This is a genomic window from Arthrobacter endolithicus (assembly GCF_026627425.1).
Taxonomy (GTDB): Bacteria; Actinomycetota; Actinomycetes; order Actinomycetales; family Micrococcaceae; genus Arthrobacter_M.
Genome location: NZ_JAPNLH010000009.1, coordinates 140562 through 156570 on the forward strand (window position 1 = coordinate 140562; position 16009 = coordinate 156570).

At 62.9% G+C, this 16009-nt stretch carries 15 protein-coding genes; 10 read left to right on the forward strand and 5 right to left on the reverse strand.

The genetic code is table 11. The features are described from left to right. Positions 1-44 precede the first annotated feature (44 nt). The 10 genes from uvrC (at position 45) to OS914_RS10170 (ending at position 9895) form a co-directional block, all read left to right on the forward strand. Entirely contained in the window at positions 45-2036 is a 1992-nt protein-coding gene (uvrC, locus tag OS914_RS10125) for an excinuclease ABC subunit UvrC (protein ID WP_267545936.1), read from the forward strand. A 93-nt stretch (positions 2037-2129) separates the two neighbouring features. Then, entirely contained in the window at positions 2130-3047 is a 918-nt protein-coding gene (gene rapZ, locus OS914_RS10130) for an RNase adapter RapZ (RefSeq protein WP_267545937.1), read from the forward strand. Beyond that, entirely contained in the window at positions 3047-4057 is a 1011-nt protein-coding gene (locus OS914_RS10135) for a gluconeogenesis factor YvcK family protein (protein ID WP_267545938.1), read from the forward strand. The genes rapZ and OS914_RS10135 overlap by 1 nt, the downstream gene beginning before the upstream one ends. A gap of 30 nt (positions 4058-4087) precedes the next feature. Then, on the forward strand, positions 4088-5068 hold the full coding sequence (whiA, locus tag OS914_RS10140) for a DNA-binding protein WhiA (protein WP_267545939.1): 981 nt from the start codon (positions 4088-4090) through the stop codon (positions 5066-5068). Between the two features lie 137 nt (positions 5069-5205). Further along, positions 5206-5829: a superoxide dismutase gene (locus OS914_RS10145; protein WP_267545940.1), complete on the forward strand. Its 624-nt coding sequence runs from the start codon at positions 5206-5208 to the stop codon at positions 5827-5829. A gap of 227 nt (positions 5830-6056) precedes the next feature. Then, positions 6057-7067: a type I glyceraldehyde-3-phosphate dehydrogenase gene (gene gap, locus OS914_RS10150; protein ID WP_267545941.1), complete on the forward strand. Its 1011-nt coding sequence runs from the start codon at positions 6057-6059 to the stop codon at positions 7065-7067. Positions 7068-7075: 8 nt separating this feature from the next. Then, positions 7076-8356: a phosphoglycerate kinase gene (locus OS914_RS10155; RefSeq protein WP_267545942.1), complete on the forward strand. Its 1281-nt coding sequence runs from the start codon at positions 7076-7078 to the stop codon at positions 8354-8356. Beyond that, positions 8353-9168 (forward strand): triose-phosphate isomerase, encoded by an 816-nt coding sequence (gene tpiA / locus OS914_RS10160; RefSeq protein ID WP_267545943.1) that lies wholly within the window; start codon positions 8353-8355, stop codon positions 9166-9168. The genes OS914_RS10155 and tpiA overlap by 4 nt, the downstream gene beginning before the upstream one ends. A gap of 45 nt (positions 9169-9213) precedes the next feature. Next, entirely contained in the window at positions 9214-9459 is a 246-nt protein-coding gene (secG, locus tag OS914_RS10165; RefSeq protein WP_267545944.1) for a preprotein translocase subunit SecG, read from the forward strand. A gap of 130 nt (positions 9460-9589) precedes the next feature. Next, the gene (locus tag OS914_RS10170; protein ID WP_267545945.1) at positions 9590-9895 is read left to right on the forward strand and encodes an RNA polymerase-binding protein RbpA; all 306 of its coding nucleotides are present in this window, start codon (positions 9590-9592) and stop codon (positions 9893-9895) included. Here OS914_RS10170 and pgl read toward each other — a convergent pair. The 5 genes from pgl to tal are packed head-to-tail and all read right to left on the reverse strand — an operon-like array spanning position 9879 to position 15967. After that, the gene (pgl, locus tag OS914_RS10175) at positions 9879-10688 is read right to left on the reverse strand and encodes a 6-phosphogluconolactonase (protein ID WP_267545946.1); all 810 of its coding nucleotides are present in this window, start codon (positions 10686-10688) and stop codon (positions 9879-9881) included. The genes OS914_RS10170 and pgl overlap by 17 nt on opposite strands. Further along, a complete protein-coding gene (locus OS914_RS10180; protein ID WP_267545970.1) occupies positions 10685-11623 on the reverse strand; it encodes a glucose-6-phosphate dehydrogenase assembly protein OpcA in 939 nt (312 codons plus the stop codon). The genes pgl and OS914_RS10180 overlap by 4 nt, the downstream gene beginning before the upstream one ends. Continuing rightward, a complete protein-coding gene (gene zwf, locus OS914_RS10185) occupies positions 11620-13164 on the reverse strand; it encodes a glucose-6-phosphate dehydrogenase (protein WP_267545947.1) in 1545 nt (514 codons plus the stop codon). The genes OS914_RS10180 and zwf overlap by 4 nt, the downstream gene beginning before the upstream one ends. A 6-nt stretch (positions 13165-13170) precedes the next feature. Further along, positions 13171-14805, reverse strand: coding sequence for a glucose-6-phosphate isomerase (locus tag OS914_RS10190; protein ID WP_267545948.1), 1635 nt, complete (start codon positions 14803-14805; stop codon positions 13171-13173). 4 nt (positions 14806-14809) lie between these two features. Continuing rightward, complete coding sequence (gene tal, locus OS914_RS10195; RefSeq protein ID WP_267545949.1) at positions 14810-15967, reverse strand: transaldolase; 1158 nt, start codon at positions 15965-15967, stop codon at positions 14810-14812. Positions 15968-16009: the final 42 nt, after the last annotated feature.

Consider the following 16009-nt stretch of genomic DNA (forward strand, 5'->3'; position numbering starts at 1 on the left):
CAGCTGGAACTCCGCGGCACAGGCAGCGTCTTTAGGATGGAATTGTGGCAGACCCAGCTAGTTACCGGCCTCAAACCGGCGAAATACCAACGGATCCGGGCGTGTACCGCTTCCGGGACGAGCACGGGCGCGTCATTTATGTCGGTAAGGCTAAGAGCCTGCGCTCCAGGCTTAATTCATACTTCGCCAATCCGCTGACGCTGCTGCCCAAAACGTATGCAATGGTGCACTCGGCGGCCAGTGTGCAGTGGACAACGGTGGGCAGCGAACTCGAAGCCCTGCAGCTGGAGTGGACCTGGATTAATGAATTTAATCCCCGCTACAACCTTGTCTTCCGCGATGACAAGTCCTACCCGTACCTGGCCGTTACCCTGGGAGAAAGGTTCCCGCGGGTCCAGGTCATGCGCGGAGAGCGGCGGAAGGGGGTCCGATACTTCGGCCCTTATACGGCGGGGGCTATCCGCGAGACGGTCGATACCCTGCTGCGGGTCTTTCCCGTGCGTACCTGCAGCCCTGGCGTGCTCAAGCGGGCGCAACGCAGCGGGCGCCCCTGCCTGCTGGGCTATATTGATAAGTGTTCCGCGCCGTGCGTGGGCAAAGTGACCCCAGAGGAACACCGCGCGCTGGCGGACGCGTTCTGCTCCTTTATGGGCGGGGAGGCAAAACCGTTCATCGCCAAACTCGAGCGCCAAATGATGGAGGCAGTCAAGGAGCTCGATTACGAGCAGGCGGCCAGGTTGCGCGATGACGTGATCGCGTTGCGGAAGGTCTTTGAACGCAATGCAGTGGTGCTCTCCGAAGATACGGACGCGGACATCTTTGCTGTTTCCCAGGATGAGCTGGAAGCTGCCGTGCAGGTTTTTCACGTCCGGGCCGGGCGGATCCGTGGCCAGCGCGGTTGGGTGGTTGAAAAGGTGGAGGATTCTACGCCTGCGGAATTGATTGAGCACCTGCTGCAGCAGGTTTACGGGGATGACGGCACCGAGCGGCACGGCATTCCGCGGCAGATTCTGGTCCCCGAGCAACCATCCAACAGCGAGCAGCTCGCCGTCTGGCTAGGCGGACTTCGCGGAGCCAAAGTTGAAATCCGGGTACCGCAGCGCGGAGATAAGGCGGCACTGCTGGACACCGTGCGGCAGAACGCCGAGCAGTCGATGAAACTGCACAAGTCGCGCCGGGCCGGAGATTTGACCACCCGATCGTTGGCTTTGCAGGAACTGCAGGAAGCCCTCGACCTTCCGGTGCCGTTGCTGCGGATTGAATGTTATGACATCTCGCATGTCCAGGGCACGAACGTCGTGGCCTCTATGGTGGTCGTCGAAGACGGCATTGCCAAAAAGTCCGAGTACCGCAAATTCGCTATTACCGGGGACGCGGCGGTGGATGACACCGCTTCCATGTACGACGTCATCAGCCGGCGGTTCAGGCATTACCTCCAGGAGGGCGCCGGCGCTGGTCCGGACGCCGCTGCAATCCAGGCCACTAGCCCCGTGTCCGGCGAAGTCACCGACCAGATAGCGGTGAAGCCGAAGTTTGCTTACCCGCCGAACCTGGTGGTGGTCGACGGCGGCCAACCACAGGTCGCTGCTGCCGCGCGCGCCCTGTCCGATCTGGGGATTACCGATGTCTTCGTCGTTGGCTTGGCCAAACGTCTCGAGGAAGTCTGGCTTCCGGACAGCGATTTTCCGGTGATTCTGCCGCGCACCTCACAGGGGCTGTACCTGTTACAGCGGATCCGCGACGAGGCGCATCGGTTTGCCATTACGTTCCATCGGCAGAAGCGAGCGAAGTCCATGACCGTGTCCGCACTGGATTCGGTGCCGGGGCTGGGGACCGCCAAACGGGGGGTCCTGATGGAAGCCTACGGGTCCGTCCGTAAAATCAAGGCGGCGTCCACCGCGGAGCTGGCCCAGGTCAAGGGGATCGGACCGGTGTTGGCTGCGGCCATCTACTCAACGCTGCACCCGGCCGCGGACTCCGCAGACGTTGCGGCGCCCGCCGTCAATATGGCCACCGGCGAAGTTCTTCAATCCTAGGTAGGCTAAAGGGACGGCGGGCTCGTGAGGTCGTAAGTACTGCCCGATTATATTTTGCACGCGAAATACGGCACTGGACAGGATTCTTTTTTAATGACGGAGCACAGTACGACACCGCCATCGGCAGATCTGACCCCGATCAAACCGGTGGAATCGGAACTGCTGGTGGTCACCGGTATGTCTGGAGCGGGCCGGAGCACTGCGGCGAACGCACTGGAGGACCATGGCTGGTACGTCGTGGAGAATCTTCCTCCGCAGATGCTCGGTACGCTGGCTGAGCTGATGTCCCGGATGCCGCAGGCACTGCCTAAGCTGGCCGTCGTCATCGACGTGCGCAGTAAGGGCCTATTTTCGGACATCCGGGATTCCCTGAACGCGCTTGCCGCCGGCGGAATTTCCTTCCGCGTCCTGTTTCTGGACGCCAGCAATGAGACGTTGGTGCGCCGCTTCGAGCAGGGCAGGCGTCCACATCCGCTGCAGGGCGACGGCAGGATGTTGGACGGAATAGCAGCCGAACGTGAACTGCTGGCAGAGATGAAGTCCGGCTCCGAAATGGTGCTCGACACCTCGGCGATGAACGTGCACGAGCTGGGCAGCGCGGTGACCGAGCTTTTTTCGGAGACCGGACCGGTGGCCCTACGCCTGACGGTGATGAGTTTCGGGTTCAAATACGGTCTGCCGGTGGACGCCAACTACGTTGCAGACGTCAGGTTCATCCCCAATCCGCATTGGGTCCCTCAGCTGCGTCCGCATACCGGACTCGACCAGGACGTGAGTGACTTTGTCCTAGTGGAAAACAACGCCTGCGAATTTGTGGACCGCTACGTGCATGCGCTGGAACCGGTGCTGGCCGGATACCGGCGGGAAAACAAGCACTATGCCACGATCGCTGTGGGCTGCACCGGCGGCAAGCACCGTTCCGTGGCGGTGGCCGTGGAGCTGGCCAAGCGCCTCGCCCAACTCCCTCGAGTCACGGTCAGCACGCGTCACCGCGATCTGGGCCGGGAATAATGGCGCTTCTGACCGGCCCGCTGCCGCTGATTCCACCCTCGGGTTCATTGTCCGCCGGCGCAGCGGAGCCGCGAATTGTTGCCTTGGGCGGGGGGCATGGTCTGTCCGCGTCGCTGTCCGCGCTGCGGCTGCTCACCACGGAGCTCACCGCCGTTGTGACCGTTGCCGACGACGGCGGCTCGTCCGGCAGGCTGCGGGAGGAGCTCGGCGTGCTGCCGCCCGGGGATTTGCGGATGGCCTTGGCGGCATTGTGTGATGACACGGACTGGGGCCGTACCTGGCGGGATGTGATGCAGCATCGGTTCACGTCCCGTCCGGGGATAACCGGCTCGCTGGACAGCCATGCGATGGGAAATCTGCTCATTGTCACGCTCTGGGAGCTGCTGGGGGACCCGGTGTCCGGCCTGCAGTGGGCCGGCGCGCTGCTCGGCGCCCGGGGGCAGGTTCTGCCGATGGCCAGCGTCCCGCTCACCATCGAGGGAGACGCTGTGGAGATTTCAGCGGACGGCTCGCGGCAGCGAACGACGATCACTGGCCAGGCTTCGCTGGCGTTGGCCGGTGAAGTCGAGAATGTGCGCCTGCTGCCCGCTGACGCGCCCGCGTGCGTGGAGGCGCTCACGGCCATCGAACTTGCCGACTGGGTGGTGCTGGGACCGGGTTCCTGGTACACCTCGGTGCTGCCGCATCTGCTGCTGCCGGAACTGCGTCAGGCGCTGTGCGATACTCCCGCGAAGCGGTGCATCACCATGAATCTGGACATCAATGACAAAGAGGCAACCGGGATGAATGCCGCGGACCATTTGCGGGTGATCTCCCGTTACGCCCCTGAATTCAGCGTTGATGTGGTGCTGGCGGATCCGTCGTCGGTGTCGGACCTGCCGGATTTCGAGCGAGCGGCCTCGATGCTGGGTGCGGAGGTTGTCTTCGGTAAAGTGGGTGCGTCCGGGGGACGGGCGGTGCACGATCCGTTGCGCCTCGCTGCGGCCTATCAGGACCTCTTCTCAGCGTAGGATTTCACTTCGGTAGTTAGGACAAGCACCATGGCGCTGACAGCGGCAGTGAAGGACGAACTTTCCCGGCTGGACATTAAGAAGTCTTCGGTCCGCAAGGCGGAAGTGTCGACATTGCTCCGCTTCGCCGGCGGCCTGCATATCATTTCCGGCCGGATTGTGATCGAAGCGGAGGTTGATCTGGCGGCCACCGCGCGGCGGCTGCGTGCGGCGATAGCCGAAATATACGGTCAGCAGAGCCAAATTACGGTGGTCTCCGGCGGGGGACTGCGCCGCGGCAACCGTTATGTTGTCAAGGTAGAGCGCGACGGCGAGGCGCTGGCCCGCCAGACCGGGCTGCTGGATGCACGCGGCCGGCCGGTGCGCGGACTGCCCTCCGTCGTCGTCAATGGTTCCGCCGCGGATGCGGAGGCCGTATGGCGCGGCGCCTTCCTGGCTCATGGCTCGCTGACCGAACCGGGACGGTCCTCCTCGATGGAAGTCACCTGTCCGGGCCCGGAAGCGGCGCTGGCACTGGTAGGTGCGGCGCGACGGCTGAATATTGCAGCCAAAGCCAGGGAAGTGCGGGGCGTAGACCGGGTGGTTATCCGAGACGGGGACACTATTGCAGAACTGCTCGTGAGAATGGGTGCGCATGAAGCGCTGCTGGTGTGGGAGGAGCGGCGGATGCGCAAGGAAGTCCGGGCCACGGCAAATCGGCTGGCAAATTTTGACGATGCGAATCTGCGCCGTTCCGCGCAGGCTGCGGTTGCGGCGGGCGCCCGCGTGGATCGTGCCCTCGAGATCCTTGGCGATGACGTGCCGGAGCACCTCAAATATGCCGGGGAGCTCAGGGTCGCCCACAAACAGGCCAGCCTGGACGAGCTGGGCCGGCTCGCTGACCCGGCCATGACCAAGGACGCCATTGCCGGGCGAATCCGTAGACTCTTGGCCATGGCGGATAAGAAAGCCACTGAAACCGGTATCCCCGGCACCGACGCCAACGTGACGCTGGACATGCTCGACGAGTAACGAGGCACGTCCCGTAATAAACGCTCGTGCATGGCGTCTATTGAAATAGCGGCCTTGAACTAAAGACATAGTATGAAAGAGTTGAAGGTGATCCGGGGGAACCCGGGTTATTCATAAAAAATCGCTACGGAGGAATCGTGACCGAGTACACACTTCCCGATCTGCCCTACGACTATGCAGCGTTGGAGCCTCACATCTCCGGCCGCATCATGGAGCTGCATCACGACAAGCACCATGCCGCCTACGTCGCGGGCGCCAATAAGGCCATGAAGCAGCTGGCCGAGGCCCGCGAGAATGGCGAATTCGGCAATATTAATCAGCTCTCCAAGGATCTGGCGTTCCACACCGGTGGCCACGTAAACCACTCGGTCTTCTGGAACAACCTCTCGCCAGACGGCGGGGACAAGCCCGAAGGTGAACTGGCCGCCGCCATTGAGGACGCCTTCGGTTCCTTTGACGCTTTCCGCGCGCAGTTCAGCGCCGCTGCGCTGGGCCTGCAGGGATCCGGGTGGGCTTTCCTTTCCTATGAGCCCATCGGCGGAAACCTGCTCATTGAGCAGCTTTACGACCAGCAAGGCAACGTGTCGGTGGGCAGTACTCCTCTGCTGATGCTGGATATGTGGGAGCACGCGTTCTACCTGGACTACGTCAATGTCAAGGCCGACTATGTCAAGGCGTTCTGGAACATCGTGAACTGGGCCGACGTTGCCCGGCGTTTTGACGGAGCGCGCAATCATGCTACGGCCCTGATCGTTCTCTAACGCAGCTGATCGGCATTCGACTGCCCGCCGCTGCTCTTGCGGCGGCGGGCCGCCTTAAACGTAAGATAGGTCACGAAAGGCCCGTAACCTTTCGATATGCGGCCGGCCACCGGCCGCATATTTTCCACATCTCTGCCCAATGGCGTGCGGGAACTGCTGAGCTGACGGCCGTGTCATTAAAGTCCGGCCGGACTAGGTGTGCTGGAGACAGCACTAAGGAGATATAAGTGACTACTCGTATTGGTATCAACGGCTTTGGCCGCATCGGACGAAATTACTTCCGCGCCGCGCTTGAGCAAGGGGCGGACCTGGAGATTGTGGCAGTGAACGATCTGACCAGCCCCGAGGCGCTCGCCCACCTGCTCAAGTACGATTCTGTTACGGGGCGTCTGAAGGCGAGCATCGAGGTTGTCGATGGACAGCTGGTAGTGGACGGCAAAACCATTCAGGTGCTCGCCGAGCGCGACCCTGCCAACTTGCCGTGGGCCAAGCTAGGCGTGGACATCGTGATCGAATCCACCGGATTCTTCACTAAGGCAGCGGATGCCCGCAAGCACATCAGCGCCGGCGCCAAGAAGGTACTGATCTCCGCGCCCGGCTCCGATGAAGACATCACGATCGTGATGGGAGTCAACGACGGACTCTATGACCCGGCCGAGCACAACATCATCTCCAATGCCTCCTGCACCACCAACTGTCTTGGCCCGCTGGCCAAGGTGCTGGTAGACAATTTCGGCATCGAACGTGGCCTGATGACCACCATCCACGCCTACACGGCCGATCAGAACCTGCAGGACGGCCCGCACAGAGACCTGCGGCGGGCCCGCGCCGCAGCGATCAACATGGTGCCGACCTCCACCGGCGCAGCCAAGGCCATCGGCCTGGTCCTGCCGGAGCTGAAGGGGAAACTGGACGGGTTTGCGATCCGCGTTCCGGTACCTACCGGCTCCGCGACGGACCTGACCGTGACGCTGGGCCGCGAAGCCAGTGTCGCGGAGATCAATGCAGCCTACAAGGCAGCGGCCACTGAGGGATCCCTGGCCCCGTACCTGAGCTACACGGAGGATCCGATCGTTTCTTCGGACATCGTAACCGACCCGGCATCATGCATCTTTGATTCAGGGCTCACGAAAGTCATCGGTAACCAGGTTAAGGTGGTCGGCTGGTACGACAACGAGTGGGGCTACTCCAACCGCCTCGTCGACCTGACCAAACTTGTCGCCAGCAAGCTGGGATAGGGGGAACCATGACTCTGCACTCTCTCGACGAGCTGATCGCTGACGGTGTCCGGGGGCGGTACGTTTTGGTCCGAAGCGATCTTAACGTACCGCTGGACGGACCGGATGAACACCGTTCTGTCACCGATGACGGCCGCATCAAGGCTTCTTTCCCGGTATTTTCCAGACTTGCCCAGGCCGGCGCCCGAGTTTTGGTCTGCGCCCATCTGGGCCGTCCTAAAGGCAAGCCGGAAGCGAAATACTCCTTGAAACCGGCAGTAGATCGGCTGGCGCAGATAGCTTCTGCTCAGTCCGTGAAGGTGTCCCTTGCCTCGGATACGACGGGAGAGTCCGCCCGCGGGCTCAGCGCCGCGATGGCCGACGGTGAAGTGCTGGTGCTGGAAAACGTGCGCTTCGACGAGCGTGAAACCAGCAAGGACGATTCGGCCCGGTCCGCACTAGCTAGCGAGCTGGCGGGCTTAACAGGGAAGGACGGCGCCTATGTGGACGACGCCTTCGGCGCTGTCCACCGCAAGCACGCCAGCGTCTATGACGTTGCCGGTCTCCTGCCGTCTTATCAGGGCGATCTGGTACGGACGGAACTTACCGTGCTCACGAAGCTGACCGCGGACACTCCGCGGCCCTATGCGGTAGTCCTGGGAGGTTCGAAGGTCTCCGACAAACTCGCGGTGATCGACAACCTGATCGGCAAGGCGGACAGCATCCTCGTTGGTGGCGGCATGGTCTTCACCTTCCTCGCCGCCCAGGGCTTTAAGGTCGGAACGAGTCTGTTGGAGCCGGACCAGCTTCCGACCGTACGGGACTATCTGCGGCGCGCCGTGGACGCCGGCACCAGCTTCGTTCTGCCCACAGATATTGTGGTCGCCGCGAAATTTGCCGCCGACGCTGACCACGGTGTGGTCCCGGCGCAGGACATGGAGGGCGGCCGGCTGGGAGCCGACTGCGCAGGCCTGGACATTGGACCTGACAGTGCTGCGCTCTTTGCCGAGCGGATCAGCGGCGCCCGCACGGTGTTCTGGAATGGGCCGATGGGAGTCTTCGAATTTTCGGCCTTTGCCGAAGGCACGCGTGCGGTAGCTCAGGCATTGGCGGACGCAACGGCGGCAGGCGCCTTCACCGTCGTCGGCGGCGGTGACTCCGCGGCCGCCGTGCGCGCGCTGGGTTTCACCGATGACCAGTTCGGACACATTTCCACCGGTGGCGGCGCATCGCTGGAATTCCTCGAGGGAAAAGAGCTGCCCGGGCTGACTGCCCTGGATGCCACTGACGATAGTGAAAGAGAGCGATGACCACCTCCACGAACGGAAAATTCGACCGCAAGCCGCTGATCGCGGGCAACTGGAAGATGAACATGGACCATGTCCAGGGCATCACCTTGCTGCAGAAGCTGGCCTGGACCCTTTCGGACGCACGGCACGACTACAGCCGGGTGGAGGCAGCTGTCTTCCCGCCCTTTACGGACCTGCGCGGCGTGCAGACGCTGGTGCAGGGCGACAAGCTCAAGCTGGTCTACGGTGGGCAGGACCTTTCTGCGGAGGACGAAGGTGCCTACACGGGGGACGTTTCCGGAGCATTTCTGGCCAAGCTTGGCTGCACCTACGTTCTGGTCGGCCACAGTGAGCGTCGAAGTATCCACGGCGAAACGGACGAGCTAGTGAACCAGAAGGTCAAGGCGGCGTTCCGGAACAGTCTGACGCCTATTTTGTGTGCCGGTGAAGGCCTGGAGATTCGCCATGCCGGGACCCACGTGGAGCATACACTCAGCCAGGTGCGTGCCGGCACCGAAGGATTGACCGCCGAGCAGGTTTGCGAGCTAGTGGTGGCCTACGAACCTGTGTGGGCCATCGGCACCGGGGAAGTGGCCGGGCCTGCGGATGCACAGGAAATGTGCGCAGCCATCCGGGCCGAGCTGGGTAAGCTGTTCGACGCCGATACCGCCGCAAAGGTGCGGCTGCTGTACGGAGGTTCGGTTAAAGCTGCAAACGTTGCTGCAATTTTGCGCGAACGTGACGTCGACGGGGTACTGGTGGGCGGGGCCAGCCTGGATGCCGCAGAGTTTGCTAATATTGTCAGGTTCGAGAAACACCTGCTGACCGCCTGAGCTGACCGGCTGTTGTTTTTTTCCCGTACATCCTGAAAGGCCGTCGTGGCTACTCTCCAAATCGTTCTGCAGATCCTGCTGGGCATCACCAGCCTCCTGCTGACCTTCCTGATCCTGCTGCACAAGGGACGCGGCGGGGGCCTGTCCGACATGTTCGGCGGCGGGATGAGCTCCAATCTGGGCTCCTCCGGTGTGGCAGAACGCAACCTCAACCGATTTACCGTCATTCTGGGGCTGACCTGGGGGCTGGTCATCGTTGGCTTGGGGCTGATCATGCGCTTTACCGGCTGAACGAAGCCAAGCCACGCTGTATAGTCGGTACCAGTAGCTATTCCCAAGGTAGGGAGTTTTTGCGGTGCTTCACATCAGCGGTGGTTTCAGCGGTACACGGGTGGGCGCCACGGCTGGTGGCCGGTCACCTATGCAGAATGACAATCCGGATGCGGAGCCTGTGCCCCGCATCCGGATTTCTTATTGGTGCGGCAGCGGGCACGAGACCATCACGGTCTTCGCGCGGCTTCCGCAGATGCAGATCCCACCGTTTTGGGACTGCCGGCGCTGCGGACAGCGGGCCTCCAGCACCCCGGCTTTGGCCGGATCCGGTGCAGCCGAAAACGCTTTTAAGACCCATCTCGACTATGTCAAGGAACGGCGGACGGCCGCCGAGGGCGAAGAGCTGCTCAGCGAGGCACTGGCAAAACTGCGCGCTGCTAATCCTGCCGGATAGTGAGCTGCTGCGGAACCTTCGCGGCAGCGTCCTGGTCGATCAGCCACAGGGTTTTTGACCGACCGCGGGGACCAGCGGCAGGAACCTGCACCGGATTGGCGCCGGCCAGCGCCAGTCCGACAGCTGCGGCCTTATCACTGCCGGCGGCGACCAGCCAGATTTCATCGGCGGAACTGATGGCCGGCAAAGTCAGCGAAACGCGCAGCGGCGGCGGTTTCGGTGAGCCGTCCACCCCCACCACGTTGGCGTCTTTGGTCCGGATTCCCGCCATCTCAGGAAAAAGCGAGGCAATGTGGGCGTCGGGGCCGATGCCCAGGAGGAGGATGTCGAAACGCGGCAGCGCCGGTGCCGGGCTTTCATCCGGACGGTCGTGGTAGCGCTGATGTTCGTCCAAGGCGGCGGCGGTCAGCTTGCGGCTGTACTCTTGGGCCGCTGAGGCGGGGTCGGCAAACTCATCGGAGGCACCCATCCGATGGACGCGGGCCGGGTCAACACCAATCTGGTCCAGCAGCGAGTCCTGGGCCTGTACGCAGTTACGTTCCACGGAGTCTGCAGGGACAAAACGCTCGTCTCCCCACCAGAAATTCACCTGTCCCCAGTCAACGGCCGGGCACGCCGGCGACGCGGCGACCGCCTTGAGCGTGGCGATGCCGACGCTGCCTCCGGTGAGGACCACGGTGGCCTCGCCCCGGTCACTTTGCACATCAAGCAGCCTGGTGATCAGCCGGGCCGCCGTAGTGGCGGCGAGCACTTCGAAGGTCGGATGAATATTGATCCTCAGATTGGAGGTCAAAGCCCTACCGCCTTCTCATGTTCCAGCAGCCGTGCGAGCCCGTCCGTGACGACCTCGCCAAAGACCTCGTCCGGGTCCAGCCTGCGAAGTTCTTCGGCGAGGCAGTCCTGCAGAGTCCGGCGCGGCAGCGAAATGCGTTGCTCGGGCTGACCTGGTTGGGTCAAGAACGCTTCCACGGTTCCGGGGCGCACCAATTCCACGTTACCGCCGTCGCGTTCCAGCAGCACGCGGCGGATTCCGGTTCCAGCAGGGTCATCAACGACCCTGATGGGTGCTCCGAGTGCACCAAACAGCCAAGCGGCCAGCAGGAAGGTGCTCGGTGAGTCCGCGGCGCCTTCAACGACCAAGCCGGTGACCGGTTCGGGATCGAGCTGATCGAGGGCAGCAGCCAATTGGATCCGCCAGTGCGTCAGCCGGGTCCAGGCCAAGTCGGTGTCGCCCGCGGCATAGGTGGCGCTGATGTGCTTCAGCGCTGCACGCGGATCAGGTTCGTTGGCCGAATCCGTTATTCGGCGGTGCGCTATCCGTCCAATCGACGTGGTCGATGCTTTGTCGGGAATGCCGTGTGGCCACCAGGCGACGATCGGCGCGTCGGGCAGCAAGAGGGCGGAAACCAGAGACTGACTTTGCGCTGCGAGTTCGCCGTAACCTCGCAGGATGATGACCTCGGAGGCCCCGGCATCACCACCCACCCGGATCTGCGCGTCGAGGTGCGTGTCTGCCTCCTCGGAGCCCTCGGATAAAACTATGATGCGGCAGGGATGTTCCCGGCTCGCCAAGTTCGCCGCCTCGATGTTCTCTTCCTCGAAGCCCACCTTGGTGAGCACCACCAACGTCAGGACACGCCCGAGGGTGACTACTCCTCCCTCTTCTCGCATGGCCATGATTTTTTTAGAAACTTTGGAGGTTGTGGTTCCTGGCAGGTTGACGATCATGGTCTTCTCCACGTCCTTCCATCACGGGCCAGCAGTTCATCGGCGGAGGCCGGTCCCCAGGTGCCGGGGGCATATGACTCGGGCCGGGTGCCCGCTGCGGCCCAGAAGTCCTCGAACGGGTCCAGGATCTTCCAGGACAGCTCCACCTCCTGATGCCTTGGGAACAGCGGCGGTTCGCCAAGCAGGACGTCGAGGATAAGGCGTTCATACGCCTCCGGGCTGGACTCGGTAAAGGCATGGCCGTAGCCGAAGTCCATGGTGACATCGCGGACTTCCATCTGCGTCCCCGGGACCTTGGAGCCAAACCTGATGGTGACGCCTTCATCCGGCTGCACGCGGATCACGACGGCGTTTTGGCCAAAGTCATCCTTCTTGTTGTCGGTGAACAGCAGGTTGGGCGCGCGCTTGAAGACGACGGCGATCTCCGTCACCCGCCGACCCAGCCGTTTACCGGTGCGCAGGTAGAAGGGCACACCGCTCCAGCGCCGGGTGTTGATGTCCAGTCGGATCGCCGCGAACGTTTCGGTAGTGGAATCGACCGGAATACCCTCTTCCTCCAGATACCCCAGCACCTTCTCGCCGCCCTGCCAGCCGCCGCCGAACTGGCCGCGGGCAAAGTGCTTTGAAAGATCATCCGGCAGCTTAACGGCGGCCAGCACCTTTTCCTTTTCCGCACGCAGGTCCGCTGCATTAAAGGAAATCGGCTCCTCCATGGCCGTGAGCGCCAGGAGCTGCAGGAGATGATTTTGGATCACGTCCCGGGCCGCACCCACGCCGTCGTAGTAACCGGCGCGACCGCCTGTTCCGATATCCTCGGCCATCGTGATCTGGACATGGTCAACATAATTCGCGTTCCAGAGCGGTTCGAAGAACTGATTGGCAAAGCGGAGGGCGAGAATATTCTGCACCGTTTCCTTGCCCAGATAGTGGTCGATCCGGAAGACGGAGTCCGGCGGAAAGACGGATTCCACGATCTCGTTGAGCGCGCGGGCGGATGCCAAGTCATGCCCGAACGGCTTTTCAATCACGACCCGCCGCCACGCATCGTTCCTGGCCTGCGCCAAACCGTGCACAGAGAGCTGGCGGCAGACCAGTTCAAAGGCCTTTGGCGGGATCGACAGGTAGAACGCATGGTTCCCCCGCGTACCTCGCTGAACGTCGAGCTCGTCCAACGTTGCCTTCAGCTCCTCGAAAGAGGCGTCGTCGTCGAACTCGCCTTGGACAAAACGCACGCCCTCGGCCAGCTGCTCCCACACGCTCTCGACAAATGGCGTCCGGCAATGCGCCATCACCGCTCCTTTGACTTCCTCCGCGAAGTCTTCGTCCTCCCATTGCCGGCGCGCGAAGCCAACCAGAGCGAAGCTCGGTGGCAGTAGACCGCGGTTGGCCAGATCGTAGACGGCCGGCATGAGTTTCTTGCGCGCCAAGTCACCGGTGACCCCGAAAATCACGAGCGACGACGGGCCCGCCACCCGGGACAGCCGCCTGTCGCGGCCGTCCCGGAGCGGGTTAGGACTCTTATTTGGATCGGTTTGGGGCATAATTTTTTAGTTGCCTTGGCTGTCGGGAAGCTGGCCGGAGAGCCCGGCCACCACGGAAGTGAATTGTTCCACGCCGGCCGCACGATCGGTGAAGTGCAGACGGAGCACCGGGCGGCCATGTTCGGCCAGCACCTGCGCGTCTCCGGCGGCCTGCGCCTGAATGAGCTCGCCGAAGCTAAAGGGCCGATCGGGGATTGCCAGATCTTCCCTGGTTTCCGCCGTGAGCTGCACAAACACCCCAATGGCGGGGCCGCCTTTGTGGAACTGGCCGGTGGAATGCAGGAATCTTGGCCCCCAGCCGAATGTCACCGGGCGTCCGACGGCTGCCGCCAGCTCGTCTCTGACCTGGGCGAGGGGAGCGAAGGTGAGTCGGTCAAGGTAGGCCTGGACGCTGAGGTAGCCGTCCGTTCCCAACTGGCCGAAGAGGGCAGCCAACGCCTCCTCCACGGTGCGGACGTCCCCGAGCCAGGGGGCCCCGCGGACCTCGATGGCGCCGTCAACAAAGTCCGCCGGTTCGGCGGCAGGGGTGCTGTCCAGGAGACCGCGGGCGGCCTTCTTCGCCGCTTCAACGTCCGGCTGGTCGAAGGGGTTGATGCCCAGAATGCGGCCCGCCACGGCGACCGCGAACTCCCACAGCATCATCAGCGTGCCCAGATCCCCGGCCACGGCGATCTGATTATCGGCCAGGACAACGTCCGCGTCGGGCGCGATCAGCCGGACCACCAGTACATCCGGTGCAGCCGAGGTGACCTCGGGGGAGTCGCGGTCCGCGACCACCGGCAGGAGGCCGGTTCCCAGCTTGCCCGTGGACTCTGCGATCAGCTGTTCGGCCCAGTCGGCGAAACCATTGATACCGGAGCCTTCATCCACGATCACTAGCTTATTGCGCAGCGGATCCGTCCCGCCCAGGACAGCCCCAAGCGCGAGGCCGATATTATCCTCGGCGTCATCGCGAAGAACTTCCCCGGCCTCCTCTGCGTCGTCGAGCAACGCCTGGATGTCCACGCCGGCCAGCCCGGACGGAACCAGTCCAAAGGCCGTCAGCGCCGAGTACCGGCCGCCGACGTTCGGATCGGCAGTAAAGATCTTGCGGTAGCCTGCCTTACGGGCGTCGGCCTCAAGAGGGGACCCGGGATCCGTGACGATAATGATCCGGCTCTTGGCGTCGACCCCTGCCTTGCTGAGTTCCTGCTCGAAGATCCGGCGCTGCGAATCGGTTTCCAAGGTGGATCCGGACTTTGAGGACACCACAATGGCGGTCTCGCTCAGGCGTTCCGCCAGCGCTGCCCGGACCTGCTCCGGATCGGTACTGTCCAGCACCGTCAGTTCGACGCCGGCGGTCTTGGTGATTACCTCCGGGGCCAGCGAGGAGCCGCCCATGCCTGCCAAGACGATGTGCGTGACGCCGTCGGCCTGCAGCTGAGCCCGCAGTTCCAGGATCTGCTCCACCAGCGGCGCTGAAACGGCCGGTGCGTCTACCCAGCCCAGCCGCACCGCGGACTCGGACTCGGCATCCGGACCCCAGAGGGTAGCGTCCTTCGCGAAAATCCGCGACGCGAAGCGCTCCGCGACTAGCGTGCCAATGTGTTTCTCGACCGCCCGCTGGGCGGCTCCCGTTGCCTCGAAGCCTAAGGATGCCATGAAATTACGCCTCCGACTGAGCAGAACCCGTGGACTTGTCCAAGGCCTTCTGCACTGTTTCGAGCAGTTCGTTCCAGCTCACGATGAATTTGTCCACGCCTTCGGCCTCCAGCTGGGCCACGACGTCGTTGTAGGGGACGCCGGCCTTTTCCAGCTGATCCAGCACCGTATTGGCATCAGCATAACCGGCGGTGATCGTGTCGCCCGTGACCTCACCGTGGTCCTGGGTGGCGGCGAGGGTTTTGCGCGGAACCGTATTCACCACGTTCTCGGCCACCAGCCCGGTGACGTACATGGTGTCTGGATAGGACGGATCCTTCACTCCCGTGGAAGCCCACAGCGGACGCTGCGTCTTGGCGCCGGCGTCGGCCAGCAGATGCCAGCGCTCGGAGGCAAACTGCTCCTGGTAGATCTGGTAGGCCAGGCGAGCGTTGGCAACGCCCGCTTTGCCCTTGAGAGCCGCGGCTTCCGCGCCACCGATCTTGTCCAGCCGTTTGTCGATTTCGCTGTCCACGCGGGACACGAAGAACGACGCCACGGAATGGATGTGTGCCAGGTCGTGGCCGTTTTCCTTCGCCTGCTCCAGCCCCAGCATGAACGCGTTAATGACCCCGCGGTACCGGTCCAACGAGAAAATCAGCGTGACGTTGACACTGATTCCGGCGGCCAAAGTTGCGGTGATGGCACCAAGGCCTTCTTCGGTGGCGGGGATTTTGATGAACACGTTGGAACGGCCCACCTTGTCAAAGAGTTTCTTGGCGTTTTCCACGGTGCCGGCTGTATAGCGGGCCAGCCGCGGGTCGACCTCGATGGAGACGCGGCCGTCGACTCCGTCCGTCGCCTCGGCTGTCGCCGCGAAGACGTCGCAGGCGGCGGTGACGTCGTCGGTGGTGATCTCGAAAACGGCAGTGTCCAGATCCACCTTGGCAGCGGCCAGCCAGGCGACCTGGCTGGCGTAGGCCTCTCCGTTAGCCAGCGCGCCGGCGAAGATGGTCGGGTTTGTAGTGACGCCGACGACGTTGGTCTCCTTGATCAGCTTGAGTAGGTCTCCTGTCACGATGCTCTCGCGGGAGAGATCGTCGAGCCAGATCGAAACCCCTGCATCGGACAGCGCAGCTGTGGTGGAGGTCCGGTTGGTCTGTTCGGAATGGGTGGTGGTCATTGCTGTTGGCTCCTTAGATCGCGCTGTATTCAAGATCGCACT

Bases quoted from the DNA above. Each gene is read 5' to 3' on its own strand.
- rapZ (WP_267545937.1), top strand. From the start codon at position 2,130: ATGACGGAGCACAGTACGACACCGCCATCGGCAGATCTGACCCCGATC.
- OS914_RS10135 (WP_267545938.1), top strand. From the start codon at position 3,047: ATGGCGCTTCTGACCGGCCCGCTGCCGCTGATTCCACCCTCGGGTTCA.
- whiA (WP_267545939.1), top strand. From the start codon at position 4,088: ATGGCGCTGACAGCGGCAGTGAAGGACGAACTTTCCCGGCTGGACATT.
- OS914_RS10155 (WP_267545942.1), top strand. From the start codon at position 7,076: ATGACTCTGCACTCTCTCGACGAGCTGATCGCTGACGGTGTCCGGGGG.
- tpiA (WP_267545943.1), top strand. From the start codon at position 8,353: ATGACCACCTCCACGAACGGAAAATTCGACCGCAAGCCGCTGATCGCG.
- OS914_RS10170 (WP_267545945.1), top strand. From the start codon at position 9,590: ATGCAGAATGACAATCCGGATGCGGAGCCTGTGCCCCGCATCCGGATT.
- OS914_RS10180 (WP_267545970.1), bottom strand. From the start codon at position 11,623: ATGATCGTCAACCTGCCAGGAACCACAACCTCCAAAGTTTCTAAAAAA.
- zwf (WP_267545947.1), bottom strand. From the start codon at position 13,164: ATGCCCCAAACCGATCCAAATAAGAGTCCTAACCCGCTCCGGGACGGC.
- OS914_RS10190 (WP_267545948.1), bottom strand. From the start codon at position 14,805: ATGGCATCCTTAGGCTTCGAGGCAACGGGAGCCGCCCAGCGGGCGGTC.
- tal (WP_267545949.1), bottom strand. From the start codon at position 15,967: ATGACCACCACCCATTCCGAACAGACCAACCGGACCTCCACCACAGCT.